Origin of the sequence: Nostoc sp. (genome assembly GCF_036918015.1) — a bacterium.
In the GTDB taxonomy this organism is placed as follows: domain Bacteria; phylum Cyanobacteriota; class Cyanobacteriia; order Cyanobacteriales; family Nostocaceae; genus Nostoc.
On sequence record NZ_JBALEO010000036.1, the window covers coordinates 1 to 18,254 of the forward strand.

An 18,254-nucleotide genomic window follows, 5' to 3' on the forward strand; every position below is an offset into this window, starting at 1 on the left:
GCACCATTTTCAAGGGTTTGGTGCGTTAGACTAAAGTCATAACGCACCCTACAAATACTTAATTTTTTTCAGAAATCAAACCGGATTCCTATATAGCCAAGATACCTTTACCAGGAGCAACCATTGCTTTAACAGTGGCGATAAGTTTTGGTGAACTCATTATTTAAAACCTTTTAGCTCTAAAGGGTTGATTTTTTATTTGCAAATGCGATCGACAATAATTCGTAATTCGTAATTCGTAATTACCTTGTTCCTCTCTTTTCGCTTGGGTGCTTAAACCGCACCTTTGTTGCATTGACCTGCACCTTTGTTGCATCGACCTGCACCTTTGTTGCATCGACCTGCACCTTTGTTGCATCGACCTGCACCTTTGTACACGATTGCATAAGTTCGTAACGATATATAAGACCAGTGCGCTAAAGCGCAACTACAAACCTTAGTGCTACGAATTACGAATTACGAATTACGAATTATTTTAGTAAGGCCACTTCCAGTTAACGATTTCCGGCTGATCAATACCGTGCTTGTGAGCATAATTCCGGTTGCTAATAATTTCGTTTTTCATCCGCTCTCTAACATAGACAGCAGCAGAACCCAACTTCGGAACCCGATCGATCGCGTCAATCACCAGATTAAACCGATCAACTTGGTTGTTGATGGCTAACTCAAGTGGTGTGTTAATGCTGCCCTTTTCCTTGTAGCCGCGCACATGAATATTTTCATGATTAGTGCGACGGTAAGCAAGTTTGTGAATCAGCCAAGGATAGCCGTGGAAGTTGAAAATTACAGGCTTATCTGTGGTAAAAAGACTATCAAAATCCCAGTCTGATAATCCATGTGGATGTTCTGTATCTGGTTGCAATTTGTACAAGTCAACAACATTAATAAACCGCACCTTAAGGTCGGGGAACTCATCTCTTAAGATGGCAGTTGCAGCTAAGGCTTCCATAGTCACAACATCTCCGCAAGATGCCATGACGATATCGGGAAGATCGGGTTCTTGCCCATGATGGTCATTGCTTGCCCAGTCCCAGATGCCGATGCCTTTGGTGCAATGCGCGATCGCTTCTTCTATGCTGAGAAACTGGAGGTGTTTTTGCTTGTCTGCAACGATGACGTTGACGTAGTTGGTGCTACGTAGGCAATGATTGGCTACAGAAAGTAGACAGTTAGCATCGGGAGGCAGATAAATCCGGGTAACTTCAGCACTCTTATTAGTAACCAAATCTATGAAGCCTGGATCTTGGTGGCTAAAACCGTTGTTGTCTTGTCGCCAAACAGTAGAAGATAGTAAGATATTCTCAGAAGAAATTGGCGATCGCCAAGCAACTTCATTTTTGCTGATTTCTAGCCATTTGGCGTGCTGGTTAAACATAGAGTCAACAACGTGAGCAAAAGCTTCATAGCTGTGGAAGAAACCATGCCGCCCAGATAAGAGATAACCTTCCAGCCAGCCGAACAGGTTATGTTCACTGAGCATTTCCATCACTCGCCCATCGGTAGATAGCTCACTGCCATCGGCATCTTCAGGGAGGATATCTGCCAACCAGACTTTCTCACTGACTTCGTAAACAGCACTGAGTCGATTGGAGGCGGTTTCATCTGGCCCGAATACGCGGAAATTATTCATGTTATTACGCATGATCTCTCGCAGGAAGTTCCCTAGAGGCTTAGTGTTTTCCACCTCAACAGCACCGGGTTTGACTACCTCAACTGCATTGTTGCGGAAGTCGGGCATACGCAATTCTTTACGTAGAATTCCACCGTTAGCAACGGGATTGGCACTGATGCGGCGATGTCCAATCGGAGCCAGCTTTTTGAGTTCGGCAATTAGACTGCCATGCTCATCAAATAATTCCTCTGGCTTGTAACTTTTCATCCAGTGTTCTAGAATCTTCATGTGTGCAGGATTACTAGTTACATCTGTAATTGGTACTTGGTGCGATCGCCAAAATCCCTCTAATTTATGACCGTCTATTTCTGCCGGCGCAGTCCATCCTTTGGGGGTACGCAGGACAATCATCGGCCAACGAGGACGCTTCGCAACACCCGAAGTCCTGGCTTCGGTTTGAATTTTCTTGATTTCCAAAATAACTGTTTCCAGCGTTGCTGCCATCAGTTGATGCACTTGCGCTGGCTCATGCCCTTCCACAAAGTAGGGTGTGTAGCCGTAGCCCTTGAATAAGTCCTCTAGTTCCTCGTGGCTGATGCGGGCTAGGATGGTGGGATTAGCAATCTTGTAGCCATTCAAATGCAAGATTGGTAAAACTGCACCATCCCGAATGGGGTTGATAAATTTATTGGAATGCCAAGCTGTTGCCAGAGGGCCTGTTTCTGCTTCCCCGTCACCAACAACTGCTGTCACAATCAAATCCGGGTTATCGAAAGCAGCCCCGTAAGCGTGGGAGAGGCTATAGCCTAACTCGCCGCCTTCGTGAATTGAGCCAGGAGTTTCAGGTGTGCAATGGCTACCAATTCCACCAGGAAAGGAGAACTGTTTGAAAAACTTCAGCATACCTTCCTCGTCCTCGCTCTTATCAGGATAAACCTCAGAATAGGTTCCTTCTAAGTATGTAGGGGCAAGGATGCCCGGAGCGCCATGACCGGGGCCTGCGATGTAAATCACGTCCAAATCATATTTTTTGATTAAACGGTTGAGATGGACGTAGATAAAGCTCAAACCGGGACTTGTACCCCAATGCCCTAACAGGCGATTCTTGATGTGTTCGGGCTTGAGTGGTTCTTTTAGCAGTGGATTGTCCTGCAAATATATCATGCCTAGAGCTAAATAGTTGCAGGCACGCCAGTAAGTATTTATCTGACGCAGTTCTTCAGTGTTAAGTGTGACAGATTTACCGTTTTCGATATCTGAAACTTTTGGCTTAGAAGGAGAAATAGTCATAGAGTCTGAATCCTACTAATTTATTTTTAGTTAAAGAATCGCTGAACACACGATGTCTGATGACAAACCGCTCCACGTCTACACAGTTTTCAAACCCGATTTCTTTTCTTGACGAGACGCTGCGCGAACAATTTTGCGTGAGGTCTGATTGCCGTAAACCGACAATCAGACTTTAACAATGGTGCGTTAGCGTACCACCACCGTTTTCTAAATGGGCATTTCTTGATAGCAGTAACTACAGCGCCAGTAAAGTTCTCCCAAACGCACATGACGGAGTAAAATGTCTGAACAGTTAGGGCAAAAATGTTTACTCATCATCGATTGACTAATTGTTGTAGATATACTCAATTTACGAGAATTCATTAATAAAGCTTTATTAAGCATATATTTCACTAAATTTTGTCAATTTGCTGATAAAGGTTAGTATTACACTCTAATATTAGAAATCATGTTTAACCAAGCGTTTGATTGGTGTACAAGTTGTATAAGTTTTAATAAAATATTTAATTTATAACCTTTACTTAATAACTTTTGATCGTTTATATCTCGTATGGTGTAATCCCATTTAAAAAATATTTACAACATATAATATAATAGAGTAGCAAGGATATTGTAGCGATAGAGTGCTTTTAAGCTTTCCATTTTAATTAGTGAATTGGAGAGCATAATAGCTGCCACCTTCAGATATCCATAGTACTCTCTAAATCATATTTGAAGCAACTAAATTTGAGATTTTTGTAACGAGTTGAAGGCTTTCAGTACAACTTATACAACTTAGACGCAATTCAACCTTGATTTCCAACAGCAGAATGTCATAGTAAATCTGGTTAGTAGATTCGCGATCAAAAAATTATGAAATTTGTAAAAGTATTTCTTGCTGCCGCTACATTAATTACTGCTTCAGTTAGCCCCGCCTTTGCTGATGCCAAAGTTGAAATTTTAGGTGCAAGTTATGGTGGTAGCGGTTGTCCCAATGAATCCGCCAGTGTGAGCGTTAGTCCCGATGGTCAAGAGCTAACCATTTTATTTGACAAGTTTGCAGCCATCGGAAATGTCCCCGCAGAAAGGCGAAAAAGCTGTAATTTGAGTATTCCAATCAAATTACCCCAAGGCTTTCAAATTTCCCTTTATGATGCTGATTATCGGGGTTATATTGCTCCCGGAACCACTGGGACACTAAGAGCAGAGTACTTTTTTGCTGGTACCCGCGGCCCAGTTTTTTCTCGGACTTTTGGTGGCGAAACTGACTATAATGTTCGAGATAGCTTGGCGACGGCAGCTGATGTCTGGTCGGGCTGTGGTGACAGTGTAAATATGCGGGTGAATACTGCGATGACTGCCAAAGGTCAAGGGATGGCTACTGTTGACTCCTTCGATCTTGCACACCGAGGTTTGGTTTATCACATCAAATATCGCACCTGTCGTAAAAACTAGTACCGCTGTGCGTAATTCGTAATTCGTAATTCGTAATTCGTAATTACCTGTTAGAAAGGGTTTCAGACATTTAAAATGGGTGGCTTATTTACGCCGTGCTGTACTAGTACACTTCAGGATAATTCAGGCACAGAAAAATTATTCTGAAACCTTTTATCTAGTGGGATTTTTACTCATAGTAAACGGCAGAGTACAGTACATACTTTGCGCTAAGGTAAAAGCAAATATTGACCCTAGCGCAAAATATATTCTCTACTGTATTGTTGCCCAAGAGCATGAAGTTATTAAATCAGACTAGTGAGCAGAACTGACCCAACAATAGACAGAGTTAGGATCTGGCGACTTAGCCAATCAGCGTTTTCGCGCAGGATATGCAGAATACTACCGTGAACCACTGTTTCTATTTGTATCTGCTCTTGTACAGGTAAAGAGTAGCGGCTTTTGGGGGTGCTGGATAATTCCTGTACCCCTTCGACTACATAGCGGTTAGGGACATGACTTAGAATATGGGCAATTAACTTTTGGCGCAATTCATAAATCGAAAAAGCTAATTGATAAGGATGTTCAGGGTACTCATTCAAGACATTTTCAATTTCTTGAATGACTATTGGCAATGTTAAATTAATCAACGTATGCGACATTAGTATTGTTTGATAAGATGTTTACTTTCGAGCCGAGATTCATTTGGTTAACTGTGCAGTCTGTTATTAAAAACATTTCCAAATATTTCTAATTGCTCTTCTTGTGAAGAGTGTAACAATCAGACGTTTGAAATTGAGTACTTACAAGAGTTTGATTGATAGTTGAATTGTATAAGTTGATTAACAATGCAGAAAAAACGTAGCCAGATTAATTTTAATTAACCAACAAAGCGATGCCTAGGTTGGGCTGCGCCTACGCTATTCTCTGTCCTGAAATTCCTTTTGTTGTCCTGACGATTTTTTAGGAGAAAGCAGAAGAGAGCCTGTTTCGCAGATATAACCCAAGTTGCTAGTTACTCTTATGAGCGATCGCTGTTCTAGCGATCTCCTGATGCTAGAATAAAGTCTAAAATTAAGAACATTCATAATGTTACATGAATTTCTCTTAGCAGAACGTGACGAAATTCTCGCCTTGTGTTCAAAAAAGATCACGGGTCTTGGTGATTCCATGAGTTCGAGCGACGAAATGGAAAAAGGATTACCTGTGTTCTACGATGAACTCATTGAGGTATTACGTGCTGATGCTGATATAGATGAATCTAGGGAACCAGATAACAATTCTATAGAAAGTCGTCACAAAGCCTCCGCAGAGCGCCGGGGAAAGGAATCGTTAAAACTTGGCTATAGCATTTCTCAGGTTGTTCATGGCTACGGCGCTCTTTGTCAAGCTATCACTCAGTATGTTGAGGAAAATAGTAGTGAAATAACATCCCCTCGTGAATTCAATCGATTAAATTTCTGCCTCGATATCGCTATCGCTGAAGCGGTTACAGAGTTTAATCGAGGTCAGCGTGAAAATGCAGAGCGGGATGAGGTTCTACGTCTGGGATTTCTAGCACATGAGTTGCGAAATGCGTTGACCTCTGCTAGTTTAGCTTCCCAACTTATAATCACAGGGAAAGTCGGAGCCAATGGAAGTACATCTCGTATTCTTGAAAATGCCCATAAGCGTATGAGAGACATTATTGATCGTTCACTTGTTGAGGTGCGACTGCGGAACGAATCAACCGGACAATATCAGAGATGTCGAGTTATTCACCTAGTCAGTGAAGTTGAGGCTACTGCATGGTTTGAAGCAAGTGGGAAATCAATTGAGGTGCGTATTGAGGTAGCGGCTGAATTGGAGGTTTTAATAGATCGTCACCTAATAATATCTGCCTTATCGAATCTGGTTCAAAATGCCATTAAGTTCACTAAGCAGGGTGGGATTGTATGGATACGCGGTAAGGCTGTAGGTGGACGTGTTTTGCTTGAAATAGAGGATCAATGTGGAGGACTCCCGCCTGGTGAGGCGGAAGAACTTTTTAAGGCTTTTTCTCAGATGGCAACAGATAAATCAGGATTGGGGATTGGGCTGACAATTTCACGACGCGCCGTATCGTTAAACAAAGGTATACTCTCAGTTCGCGATGTCCCCCATCAAGGATGTGTCTTCTCAATTGATTTACCCTTAGCCTAGTGTCTTGAATTTTGGCTGAGTAAACTTTGCAGTGGGAAAAGTTATTTTTGCGTTCTTTAAGTAATGAGTAATGAGTAATGAGTAATGAGTAAATACCCATTACTTATAAAGTAAAATTGAATTACAATATTCTTTTTTACTCATGATTAATTATAACGCAAATATCAGTATTCAAGAAAGAACGGAAGATTTTGCAATAAGAGTTATCAAAGCTTATTGTGAGCTAAATAAAAGACCTTTTGACGACGCTGGTAAAATCTTGTCTAAACAATTTTTAAGAAGTGGGACATCAATAGGTGCAAACTGTTCAGAAGCTAAATATGCACAATCAAATAAAGACTTTATCAATAAGTATTCTATAGCCATAAAGGAAGCCAATGAAACCCTTTATTGGATAAAAATAATGATAAAATCGGAGTTGGTGTCAAAATCAAAATTTCAAAATCTGATAGAAGAGAATGAAAGAATTATTAAGATATTAACAACTTCAATCAACAAATTGAAAGAAAAATAATTTACTCATTACTCATTACTCATTACTCATTACTCATTACTCTTAATTGTTGCAGTGGTTATTATTTATTTTATTTAGCCCGGAGCGAAGATATTTAGCTAGGAAAGCCTTTTCGATAATATAGCTAGTTGTATAGTTTTGAGGGATGAGATGTAGTGCTTGTGCAGTTAAATCATTTAAGTCTGATGGTTGTTCACAGGATACATATTGACCAAGCCATATAAGGGCTATAACTTGTCCTTTTTCTTCTAAAGAAAAATCGTCTACATATTTATGTAGTACTCTGACTGATGTTCTTCCTGTCATTTCAAAATATTCTAAATAATTAGACAATTTGTCTAGAAAAGTTTCTGGTATATTTACTCTCCCAAACAGTATATCTGATGACTTTGGGCAATAGATTAATTCAGCAAGCTCAATGATTTTATATACTTTACTAATTAATAAAAAATTCATATTTGTCTTCCAGCTAAAATTATCGTGAATAAGGACGAATATCGATCAGCCCTTAATCTGTACTTCCTAGAGCATGACAGATGGGTGCTTGAGATTAAGTATTTATTCAAGCTTGATATGTATCAAATAAATTAATAATGTTTGATTTTGTTACAAAAATTCATATCATATCTCACTATAGCTAGAGTATTTTTTCTTAATTGTGTATAACCTTAACCAAAGAGAGATTTATTACCACAAACAAAACTCTATACTGAAATATATTAATAAAAGTTTGAGTTCTTGATTCTATAAGTTTTTGTCCTATGGTCAAGCGATCGCTTGAAGCATCACTCACCGGGATTCAAGAGGCTAAAAGAGCGTTTGCTCGTAAGGGGTGGACACAAGACAATCTAGCAACAGAAGTCAACCTCAAGACTAGACAACCAATTTGGCGGTTTTTCAGTGGTCGTCCAGTTGAGCGTCATACCTTTATTGAAATTTGTTTAGTGTTGTCACTGAATTGGCGGGAGATTGCGACTAATCCCCCGGCAGAATTTTTGGAACGAGAAGAATACGCCCAGCCTCTTGCGTCGGATATTGATAAGTTAGTGGAAAAAGTGCGATCGCAACGCTTCGACAAAATTCAAGACCAGTGTGGTATTTTGCAGTTATTGGATATTAGCCGTCCCGTTGCGATCGATGACATATATATAGATGTGAATATTTTGGAGTCAATTGCCAGCCTTCAGTACTTAGAAATCACTAATCTGCAAAACCTTGACCCCAAAGAATTTGACCGTTTTGGCTTAGGTGAGGCTGACGAGAAACAGATAGCTGGTACACAGGCAGTTGAAACATACTCCAAACTCAGGGTGCTGGGCAAACCAGGAGTAGGTAAAACCACCTTTTTGCAATATCTCGCCATTCAGTGTAACCAAAACGCATTTGCGGCAAATCAGGTACCAATCTTCATCACACTGAGAAACTTTGCCCAAGAGTCTAAGATTACCAACGAGTTCAGCCTATTAAACTACATCCGCCAGGAGTTTATCACATCTGGAATTTCCGATCCCTCAGTCATCGAAACCTTGCTGAATGCAGGTAGAGTATTACTCTTGCTTGATGGCATGGATGAAGTTCTTAACCAACAAAGCAATCCTGTCTTAAACGAAATTCGCAGATTTTCAGAGAAGTATCACAAAAATCGGTTCGTGGCGACTTGTCGAACAGCAGCTCAAAAACTCAGACTCCGAGGCTTTACCGATGTTGAAATTGCCCCATTTACCTTAGAACAAATCCGAGCCTTCGCTCAAAAATGGTTTATGGTTTTTAGCAAGACCAGCCAAAAAGATGGTCAGGCGCAGTCCGTTCAGTTTATTCAAAAGTTGGAATTAGATGAAAATTGGCAATTTCGCCAACTCGTCGTTACACCCCTATTTCTGCATCTTGCCTGCTGGGTGTTTCACGGTAAAGAAAAATTTCCGACTAAGCGGACTGACTTTTATAAAGAAGGTTTAGACCTTCTATTAGGCAAATGGGATGAAGCCAGAGGCGTTGAACGGGATGACATTTACCGAGGGTTTTTATTATCACAAAAACTCAAGTTATTCAGTCAGATTGCCGCCGCGACATTTGAGCAGGGTCAGTACTTTTTTGAGCAACGCATCGTTGAGCAATACATTGGTGACTATATTCAGAATCTCAGCAATGTGCCAATGGATGCAGAGTCACTGCAAATAGAAAGCGAAGCAGCGCTGAAGTCAATGGAGGCTCAACATGGGCTACTGGCAGAACGGGCGCGGGGAATTTTTTCCTTTTCCTATCTAGCATTTCAAGAATACTTCACAGCCAGAAAAATCGTTGCCAGCCATAACCTAGAAGCATTTGGGCAAGCGCTCGGAGGTCTGGTCAGCCACATCACCGACCCTCACTGGCGCGAAATCTTCTTGTTAACCGCTACCATGCTCAGGAGTGCAGACTCTCTAGTACTGTTGATGAAGCAACAGATTGATACACTCGTTGCCCAAGATGCTTATTTACAAGAGTTTTTGACCTGGGCTAGCCAAAAATCTCGCAGTATTCCTACCCAATCAAAAGAAGCGACAGTCCGAGCATTTTACCTGGCCTTGAGTCGGACTCCTCACATAGCTTCGCACTTTGCCCTAGCCAGCAGCCTCGACCAGGGGATGTTTCTGGATGCGGCATTAGATGACCTGCTGATAGAGTGTGCAATTGATGGGAGTCAGGACTTTGCGCACATCCACGCCTGCGGAGATGCTTTGAGCAACATTTTGGGTATTGTTCTGGATGTAGGACTCCATAAATCCTTGCAACAACTCTCTGACCAATTGCCAAATTCTGGTCAAAGTCAACAACGCTTTGAGCTATGGTCGCAAACGAACTATTCAGCTTGGGCTGAACAGGTAAACAAGACGGTCGTTAATTACCGCAATATTAACCACCAGTGGCAGTTTAACCCTGAGCAAGAGCAAGTGTTGCAACGCTACTATGATGCTAATCAATTACTACTCGATTGCCTGCATAGCAATTGTGAAGTGACAGCTGCTATTAGGCAAGAAATTGAAGCCACCTTATTGTTGCCGATAAAGGAACTTGAGGATAGGGAATGGCAATAATTCTTTTGGTTAATTCCTGAAAGAGGTTTGGATTGCAAAAATCATCAAGAATTAAGTTTTGTATCGTAGTTAATCAACTAATTCCCAAAATCAAACAACACCAAATCATAGTATAGGAGCTAGGCTAATACGAAAATTCCGAACATTTATGTCTTCAAGCGAAAAAGAAATTTCAGCGATCGCTTTTACTGACAATACTGAAGGCTCTTGCGTCTGTAGATCCAAAAACCTTTGGTGAAACAGTTAGTAACAGAAACAGCAAAACTGCTTAAATATTCTGGTAAAATATCATGAAAACCGCAAGAAATAACCCACTAGATATACGCCACATTAGTCTAAAAGTAACAGAGTTAATTAAGGAATACGCTGTTGTCAATAACTGTACGCAGGATGAAATGCTAGAGCGTATTGTTTTGGAGTGGAACACCCAACAAAGCGAGAGCGAACGACCATCAGGAGACGAAGATGAATAGTAAGAGTCTAATTTACTACTCACCGGGCGACTAGAAGTCGCGGCTACACAAACAAAACCCACCTCCGTGGGTTAAAACTCTTGATTTTCTCTTAGTCTACGGAGATTAAAATTTTACGTGGCTGTAAAACACTCGTTTTACATTCTCAGCCGCAGTCACGTAGAACAACACGATCGCTCCCAGAACCAGAACAAAACTCAACGGCAACGGTTGAAATCCCAGTAGGGTTGCTAACGGTGTCCAAGGAATGATTATTGTCACTCCAATAGTCGCCAGTGTTGCCGCCAACAAGTACTTTCCCGGCTTACTGTTGAAAATGGATTGGCGGGTACGAACGACCAGCACAACCAGCGATGCAGAGATGACAGATTCCAAAAACCAGCCTGTTCTAAACTGTTGTGGTTGAGCGTGCAGCAGCAATAGTAGCGCTCCAAAGGTGAGATAATCAAATATTGAACTCAACAAACCAAACACAATCATAAAGTTGCGGATAAACTTGATATCCATCCGGCGAGGTTTGTTGACTAACTCCTTGTCTACGCGATCTGTTGCGATCGTCAATTCCGGGAAATCGGTAAGTAGGTTCGTCAGCAAAATCTGACTGGGTAGGAGCGGTAAAAAGGGCAGAAACAGAGAAATTCCCGCCATACTAAACATATTGCCAAAATTGGCGCTAGTTGCCATAAATACATACTTTAAAGTGTTGGCAAATGTCACCCGTCCTTCCTTTACGCCTTCGACAAGGACATTCAAATCCTTTGCCATCAACACAATATCAGCAGCTTCCTTAGCAACATCGACTGCACTTTCAACGGAGATACCGACATCAGCAGCATGAAGTGCAGAGGCATCGTTAATACCATCTCCCAAATATCCAACTACATTCCCCGCTTTTTTGAGGGCGATAATGATCCGCTCTTTTTGGTTTGGCTCTACCTCAGCAAAGACATTTGTATCTTGTACTTGATGCATCAAGGCTTCATCACTGAGCTTTTCTAGTTCCGAGCCTGTCAACGCCTTTGCTTGGGGGAGTCCTACTTGCTGAATGATACTCATTGCAACTGCCTTGCTATCTCCGGTAATCATCTTCGGGGTGATTCCCAGCAGTTGCAATTCTTTGAGGGTATCAGCGATGCCAGCTTTGGGTGGATCGAACAGAGCGAGATAGCCGAGAAATGTCATGTTCGTTTCATCATCTTTGCTGAAAGAATCTTGATTAAAATCACGATAAGCCACACCCAAGGCTCTAAATCCCTTACTGCCCAAGTCTTCAGCCTGTTGGTGGAGTTTTTGTCGCTGATCTGCAATAGCGATCGCTTTTCCCTCACCAATCTCAACGGTTGAGCAAACATCCAAAATATTTTTCAGTGCGCCTTTAGTAATAATCAGATGCGTACTCTCTTTCTTAAACAAGATGCTTAGACGTTTGCGGTTAAAGTCATAAGGCACTTCATCTAGCTTTTGATAGGCAGAAATATCGAATGTTTTGTATTCACGAATCGCTGCATCGATGGGATTGACATAACCCGACTCAGATGCAGCATTTAAATAAGCGTAGAGTAGAACGCGATTGGCCTGCGGGGAGTCTACGCCAACACTTTCTTTCCCTTCCACATCAACCGCAGAGTGAATTTTCACCTCTCCTTCCGTCAGCGTACCCGTTTTATCGGTGCAAAACACGTTCATGCTGCCAAAGTTTTCGATCGCAGGTAAGCGCTTCACGATCACCTGTTTTTTCGCCATTTTCTTGGCACCACGAGCTAGGTTAACGCTAACGATCGCAGGTAGTAGTTGAGGAGTCAAACCCACCGCTAGCGCCAGAGAAAATAGAAATGATTCCAGTACTGGGCGATGGAGATAGACGTTAGCGACAAAAATTAGAACGACCAAAATTAGCGTTACTTCCATCAGAAAGTAGCCAAACTTGCTCAGTCCTCTTTCAAATTCGGTTTCGCTCGGTCTGAGTTTCAGGCGTTCTGATACTTTGCCAAATTCAGTTTCTTTTCCGGTATGAACGACTACTGCTTTTGCCGTTCCACTAATCACATTAGTTCCTAGATATAGGGAATTGGTGCGTTGGCCTAGTCCAGTCTCAGCCGGCAATACGCCACTTAACTTGTCAACTGGATAGGTTTCTCCTGTCAGTGCTGCTTCACTCACCGATAGGTCTTTTGACTCTAAAACTAGACAATCGCCCGGAATATTTTTACCTGCACTCAGCAACACAATGTCACCCCTGACTACTTCCTCATTAGGGATTTCTTGAGATTGACCATCTCTCAAAACAGTTGCTTTAACTTGCACCAATGCCAATAATTTTTCGACGGCGTTTGAGGCTCCTTGCTCTTGCCAAAATCCTAATAGCCCACTGATGAAAACAATCGTCAAAATGATTATGGCATCTGCCACATCTTTCAGAAAAATCGATAACACCGCCGCAAAAATCAGAATCAAGATAATCGGACTCTTGAACTGATTAAGCAACAGCATCCATGCGCTCGATTTGTGTTTTTGTTTGAGGCTATTTGCGCCGAACTCACTCAGGCGTTGTTTGGCATCTTGACGGCTTAACCCTGCGGTTGTAGAGTGCATATGTTGAAGCACCCGATCCGTGGATAAGCTCCAAAACATCGAGAGTTGGGGATTCATTGGTTTGATTTGCGGTAAATCTTTTTGCTGCTTAATGCAACTCGGCAAATTGCTGTCGAATTTTGGCAGCGATTTGATGATCCGTCATCTTGTCAACTGTTTCAATACCTACGACATGGCCACCCAGCTTATTTTCTTCAAGACGTTCTTTCAGTTCATCCTTTGCCTCACCCGGCCCAAATATCAAAATAGACTCGGCATCACGAATATATGCAATGACTGCATCATAGTAAATATTGAGTTCTCCTGTAAAAGTTCTCTGGAGGCTATCATCTGCGGGTACTTGATGTGCTTCGTAAGCACCCTTCAGAGGTGAATCACCAGAACGCCGAGGCTGTTTTTCTACTTCCGATATGATCTCTTTTATATCTTCCCCTTTCTCCGTAACAGTCACGACAATAGCTTTCCTATGGTCAATCCACAGCCCTACTTTTGTTTTCATTGATATCTCCTTTGTTGACTAGTTCCACATTGAATTTTAGAACTGCTTACCAGAGTCAAATTAACAACTTTGGCTTATGATATTACTGTGATAGACGGTTGTTTTATTTCCTGAATGAATTGATTGAATACGATACAAAACTTAATTACGTTAGCGCAGCGTTAGCGAGTCTGCGTTCGCTTTTAGCGTCTCGTAGAGAGCGTCATTACGAATTACGAATTACGAATTACGAATTACGAATTATTTAAATCTCGTCGTGCTAAAGCTTGAATCTCGGTTCGCAGTGCGGTAATTTCTGCTTGCAAGGCTTTAATTGATTTCACACCCGCTAGTTCTGCTTCATTATTCTCAGCATCCTGACCCACAAAGAATGTTGCCAGGGTTGCTGTCACATAACCACTGATCGCAAACGCATACAGTGCCAGGAAAAAACATAGTACCCGCCCTTCTGCCGTTTTCGGAAAGTAATCAGACCCGATCGTAGTCATTACCATTGCCGTCCACCACAGCGCAGTACCATAATCGGTAATAGTACCATCAGGAAGTTCGCGCTCAAACGTATAAATTCCAGCTGCTCCAATTAAAGTGACGATCGCAGTTAATCCCACCACATAGCCAAACCCTCGCCGCCCAATACTGGCTCCCAGGACTCGCATTCCTTTGTTGGTTCGTGTCATCACTCGCAACAACTGTAACCCTCGAACCGCATGAACTGATTGCAAAGACTGCATGACTCGCACAATCCGAAAGATTCGCAGCGCTGGAATAAACAGTGAAAAAGCGGTCAACCAGTTGTGTCGAAGGTAGGAAATTCTGTGAGGAGCGAGGAGAAATTTGATACCAAAATCTACGATAAAGGCGATCCAAATGATAGCAGCGATCGCTTCTAGTAGAGGATTTAGTCCCCAAACTAGCTCAACGATAAAAAGTCCCAACCAAGCAAAGCCCAGCACCAGCATCGGCGTTTCTAGCCAATCTTCCAACTGTTGCAGCACTTCGCTGCGCTCTCGATCTAATGCGGGCTTTGAGCGTTGGTTCAGATAGTTCATAATGAGTTAGAGGGATGAGACTGATAGACCTTTAACTGTGCCCGTAATTGGGCAATTTCAGTTGCCATATCTAGCACCATTGCTGCTCCGACTAAGTTTAGCCTTAAATCTTGACGTAAGCGTTGAATCTGAGCAATTCGCGCAATTTCGCGGGAATGCAGTAAATCACCGATGGGTTCGATTACGCCTAACTCAACGTAAAACTTCACCAGTGTAATCGAAGTCTTAGTGATTAACGCAGCATATTCAAAGCTGTAGAGTTGCTCACCTTCGAGGGAAACCACGGTTTTTGAAAGGCTGAAGGTCATAATTTTATCTCCTCTAATTGGGTACGTGGGTTAAAGCTAGTGTTTGCCTGGATTTTTTCGTAGTATTCTTGCTCGATCGCACTCAGGTTTTGCGGCGTGACAATCTGAAGTTTGGCAAATAAATCACCTCGTCCCCCTTTTGGCAATGTCCAGCCTTTGCCGCGCAGTCTGAGCGATTGCCCCGATCGCACCCCTTTAGGAACTTTCATTGTCACGCTACCATCGGGGGTGGGTACGCTGATTTCTGCCCCTAAAACCGCTTCATCAGGGCGGATTGGAATGTCACAAAGGAGGTTATCGCCCTCAAATCGATAGAAGGGATGAGTTAACACCTCGATAGTTAAATACAAATCACCGCGCTGTTGAGAGAACGGACTAGGACGACCTTTACCCTTGAGCCGAATTCGACTGCCTGGTTTTGCACCTGCGGGAATACGGACGTTGATCGTTTCCTCGTCGAGTTGCAGCCGTTTTTGGACACCGTGAAATGCTTCAGAAAATGTGAGTGCGATCGCAGCTTCAGTATCCGGTGCAGGTGCTTGAGAACGAAATCCCCCATTAAAATCATCAAAGCCACCAGTGGAGGTTTTACGTCTCGATCGACCCAGCAGATCGTTGATAAACGAATCAAAGTCGCCGTACTGATCGAAGTCGCCTGTCGCAACATTAGTTCCGCTAGGTGGCGGCGCTTCAGTGTAACCAGGGTGATTCCAGTGCTGACCAAAGCGATCGTACTTCTGCCGCTTCTCTGGATCGGAAAGTACTTCATTCGCTTCATTCAATTCTTTGAACTTTGTTTCTGCGTCTTTGTCTCCAGGATTGAGGTCAGGATGATATTTGCGGGCAAGCTTGCGGTAAGTCCGTTTGATTTCTTCAGGGGTTGCGGTTTTGCTTACTCCCAAAATGGCATAGTAGTCTTTAAAATCTGTTGTAGTTGGCATCACTGACCTCTCGATTGCGGGTTATTTTGCGGTGGGTAGTAAGCCCGGATTTATCACAATTTTTCATTCTAAATTCTTAGTTAAGGGACAGTAGTCAGAGCAATCAAGTGCTTGTTCTGTGAGGACAATAGAGGGGTGTACTGTGCAGTATAAATAATGGTTGTTTGTAAAGAAGCGACAGTTCCGACAGGGAAGTTGATAGAAGCAGTTGACCGTTGTAATTTTTGCTCCTGCAATCTTCCAAACATCTAGCAATTTAAAAATGAAAATTGCCAAAAATATCATCGAGCATAAGGGAGTGAAAAACAATCCTTCATCATGTGTAATTGCTCCTTCCGGTCTTGTCAAATCTGGTTTTGTCACAGCATGGTTGACAATCATCAACTTGGCGTTAATTGAAGGAAGCAGATTGAAATTATTTTTATCCAAAATATAAAATTTGATAAGTTTATCAGTAGACATATTGTTTACGTTGATAGAAACTAGAGTTTTGTGAACAATACAGATTTGGTGAGTTATTCAAGATAAGATGAGAACAACATTGAAAGTGCAAAACTCCCGATAAACGTCAACGTAGATAAATTTGTATCTTGAGTTTGATGGGCTTCAGGCAGAATTTCTTCAACGATCGCCACCATCAAAGTGCCTGTTGTAAATGCCAGTACAATTAACTTGGGCAGATCAGTTTGTCCGCGCAACCCCCAATAGCCCAGCGTCGCACCCAGCCAAACAGGGATAAGAAACGCCGCAAGTAACCAAAATCGCTGTGTTCGCGGCATATTTTGACTCCTAAACTCTGCGTTGGTGACAAATCCTTCGGGAATGTGAGCCACAACTCTCCCCGATGCCAGAACTACGCCTAGATGAGGTGCGATCGTTAAACTAGTGCCAATCATTAAGCCATCGCCAAATAAGTCGATGGCAATGCTCAGAAAAATCACCCAACTAACGGTATTATGATCGACACCACGCAGTCGATTTTTGCTTAAATTGAGAAGCTGATTAATCCAGACAAAAAAAGCTCCACCCAAAAACAATGCTAGAATTGTTGCCCAAACGGGTTTGGCGATCGCAACTCTCGGTATCAGTTCAGTAGATGCGATCGCCAACAACACGCCAGCAGCAGCGTGCAGTGCAAGCCCTAATGTTTGTTTTGATGATGGTAAGGCTTCAGCAATCATTGCTCCCATGAAGTTACTGGCAACGGGCAAAGCTGATAGTGTTAGAGCAAATAGAAATTCCTGCATGGTCAGGCTCCGCTAGTCGTAACAGACTTTTTGATGTTTGTTTCGATTGCAGTCCATCAAGACGCGAACTCATAGTGAATCTCTGTAGTTCTTCCTTTAAAATAGAGCCGAGTGCCTTCTGGATACTCCCATCCCACCTCGCCTTCTAAGGGAATAAGCATCCCATTACGAACTGAATATTCCCAGAATCGACCGACCCAAGGCATAGCAGTCAGCTTGTCACGATAACGAGCCTCAGCCCGACAAGTAGCGATCGCCCCTTCAGCATTAAATTGAAACACTAGGGAAACAGTGGTTGCACCATCCGTCAAAGTAGCGCGAGCGGAGGTGTCATTAATTGCTTCCCATAGCACTCCCTGACTGGGTAATAGGGCAGTGGGATACCAAGTAGTTTCAGCAAAGAACCGCAATAATTCACCTTGGTTCGCTTCAGGCGTACTGTGTGTTTTTGCAACCCTAAAAAGACCAAGTAATGATGCGTGTAAGTTACCTTCTCCTAACACATAGGTATCATGAACAAAGGCATTAACTCCTGGAGCCATCTGGATGCGTGCATCCCAATCAAAACCGAGGCGTTGAGTCATCACAAGTTGGGTGGCAGTAAACGGATTCCACTTGGCTTTCGTTTCATTCAGATTGAACTGTCCTTGCTGAGAGAGCTTGACCACAGCCACGATCGCTTGTCCATCCTTGAGTACTGTCCGAAAAAATCGCTGTACGGGTTCTGGTAAGCCTTCAATTTCTTTTTGGTCATAGATTTGGGGCTTAATTGTTCGCCGTCCATTTATTAATTTGGCTCGTAAGTTATCAGTATCCAACTGCCAGCGATAGCTACCATAGATCGCAGCAAGTCCGAGGCAGACTATGATTAAAACACCAATCATTGCAATCCATTTCATCCACATGATGCTTACCTATGGTTGTTAATTCAGAATTTGATAGATTGTGATGATAAAAATGATTATGAAAATAGATGTATAGATTGACTTAGTATATTTGGCTAACCAACTTGGAAGATAAATATCAAAATTGTCCTTTGTGGAATTTGAATATTTTCGGGC

The 18,254-nt window shown here is 42.4% G+C and carries 16 protein-coding genes; 5 read left to right on the plus strand and 11 right to left on the minus strand.

Features of this window, described 5'->3' with window-relative positions:
* Positions 1-475 precede the first annotated feature (475 nt).
* Complete coding sequence (locus V7K61_RS08730; RefSeq protein ID WP_335052775.1) at positions 476-2,902, minus strand: phosphoketolase family protein; 2,427 nt, start codon at positions 2,900-2,902, stop codon at positions 476-478.
* A gap of 852 nt (positions 2,903-3,754) precedes the next feature.
* Between V7K61_RS08730 and V7K61_RS08735 the strand changes: the two genes are divergently transcribed.
* The gene (locus V7K61_RS08735; protein WP_335052777.1) at positions 3,755-4,336 is read left to right on the plus strand and encodes a DUF4360 domain-containing protein; all 582 of its coding nucleotides are present in this window, start codon (positions 3,755-3,757) and stop codon (positions 4,334-4,336) included.
* A 284-nt stretch (positions 4,337-4,620) separates the two neighbouring features.
* On the opposite strand, the gene V7K61_RS08740 is transcribed toward V7K61_RS08735, so the two are convergent.
* On the minus strand, positions 4,621-4,977 hold the full coding sequence (locus V7K61_RS08740) for a hypothetical protein (RefSeq protein WP_335052779.1): 357 nt from the start codon (positions 4,975-4,977) through the stop codon (positions 4,621-4,623).
* A 427-nt stretch (positions 4,978-5,404) separates the two neighbouring features.
* On the opposite strand from V7K61_RS08740, the gene V7K61_RS08745 reads away from it, so the two are divergent.
* Positions 5,405-6,496, plus strand: coding sequence for a sensor histidine kinase (locus tag V7K61_RS08745; protein WP_335052781.1), 1,092 nt, complete (start codon positions 5,405-5,407; stop codon positions 6,494-6,496).
* Positions 6,497-6,638: 142 nt separating this feature from the next.
* Positions 6,639-7,010, plus strand: a complete 372-nt coding sequence (locus V7K61_RS08750; RefSeq protein WP_335052783.1) for a four helix bundle protein — start codon at positions 6,639-6,641, stop codon at positions 7,008-7,010.
* A 42-nt stretch (positions 7,011-7,052) separates the two neighbouring features.
* Here the strand turns inward: V7K61_RS08750 and V7K61_RS08755 are convergent, their stop codons facing one another.
* Positions 7,053-7,466, minus strand: coding sequence for a DUF3775 domain-containing protein (locus tag V7K61_RS08755; protein WP_335052785.1), 414 nt, complete (start codon positions 7,464-7,466; stop codon positions 7,053-7,055).
* A gap of 305 nt (positions 7,467-7,771) precedes the next feature.
* Between V7K61_RS08755 and V7K61_RS08760 the strand changes: the two genes are divergently transcribed.
* Both V7K61_RS08760 and V7K61_RS08765 read left to right on the plus strand, forming a co-directional pair.
* Positions 7,772-10,084, plus strand: a complete 2,313-nt coding sequence (locus tag V7K61_RS08760; protein WP_335052787.1) for an NACHT domain-containing protein — start codon at positions 7,772-7,774, stop codon at positions 10,082-10,084.
* A gap of 290 nt (positions 10,085-10,374) precedes the next feature.
* Complete coding sequence (locus V7K61_RS08765) at positions 10,375-10,557, plus strand: hypothetical protein (protein WP_335052789.1); 183 nt, start codon at positions 10,375-10,377, stop codon at positions 10,555-10,557.
* A gap of 105 nt (positions 10,558-10,662) precedes the next feature.
* Here V7K61_RS08765 and mgtA read toward each other — a convergent pair whose 3' ends face one another.
* The 8 genes from mgtA to V7K61_RS08805 all read right to left on the minus strand — a co-directional run bounded on the left by mgtA (position 10,663) and on the right by V7K61_RS08805 (position 18,092).
* A complete protein-coding gene (gene mgtA, locus V7K61_RS08770; RefSeq protein ID WP_335052791.1) occupies positions 10,663-13,206 on the minus strand; it encodes a magnesium-translocating P-type ATPase in 2,544 nt (847 codons plus the stop codon).
* Between the two features lie 31 nt (positions 13,207-13,237).
* Complete coding sequence (locus V7K61_RS08775; RefSeq protein ID WP_335052793.1) at positions 13,238-13,648, minus strand: hypothetical protein; 411 nt, start codon at positions 13,646-13,648, stop codon at positions 13,238-13,240.
* A gap of 233 nt (positions 13,649-13,881) precedes the next feature.
* The gene (locus V7K61_RS08780) at positions 13,882-14,697 is read right to left on the minus strand and encodes a potassium channel family protein (RefSeq protein ID WP_335052795.1); all 816 of its coding nucleotides are present in this window, start codon (positions 14,695-14,697) and stop codon (positions 13,882-13,884) included.
* Positions 14,694-15,005: a chaperone modulator CbpM gene (locus V7K61_RS08785; RefSeq protein ID WP_335052797.1), complete on the minus strand. Its 312-nt coding sequence runs from the start codon at positions 15,003-15,005 to the stop codon at positions 14,694-14,696. The genes V7K61_RS08780 and V7K61_RS08785 overlap by 4 nt, the downstream gene beginning before the upstream one ends.
* Positions 15,002-15,946, minus strand: a complete 945-nt coding sequence (locus tag V7K61_RS08790; RefSeq protein WP_335052799.1) for a DnaJ C-terminal domain-containing protein — start codon at positions 15,944-15,946, stop codon at positions 15,002-15,004. The genes V7K61_RS08785 and V7K61_RS08790 overlap by 4 nt, the downstream gene beginning before the upstream one ends.
* Positions 15,947-16,009: 63 nt before the next feature.
* Positions 16,010-16,408, minus strand: coding sequence for a hypothetical protein (locus V7K61_RS08795; protein ID WP_335052801.1), 399 nt, complete (start codon positions 16,406-16,408; stop codon positions 16,010-16,012).
* A 53-nt stretch (positions 16,409-16,461) separates the two neighbouring features.
* Positions 16,462-17,193 (minus strand): ZIP family metal transporter, encoded by a 732-nt coding sequence (locus V7K61_RS08800; protein WP_335052803.1) that lies wholly within the window; start codon positions 17,191-17,193, stop codon positions 16,462-16,464.
* 56 nt (positions 17,194-17,249) lie between these two features.
* Complete coding sequence (locus tag V7K61_RS08805; RefSeq protein WP_335052805.1) at positions 17,250-18,092, minus strand: DUF6920 family protein; 843 nt, start codon at positions 18,090-18,092, stop codon at positions 17,250-17,252.
* Positions 18,093-18,254 lie beyond the last annotated feature (162 nt).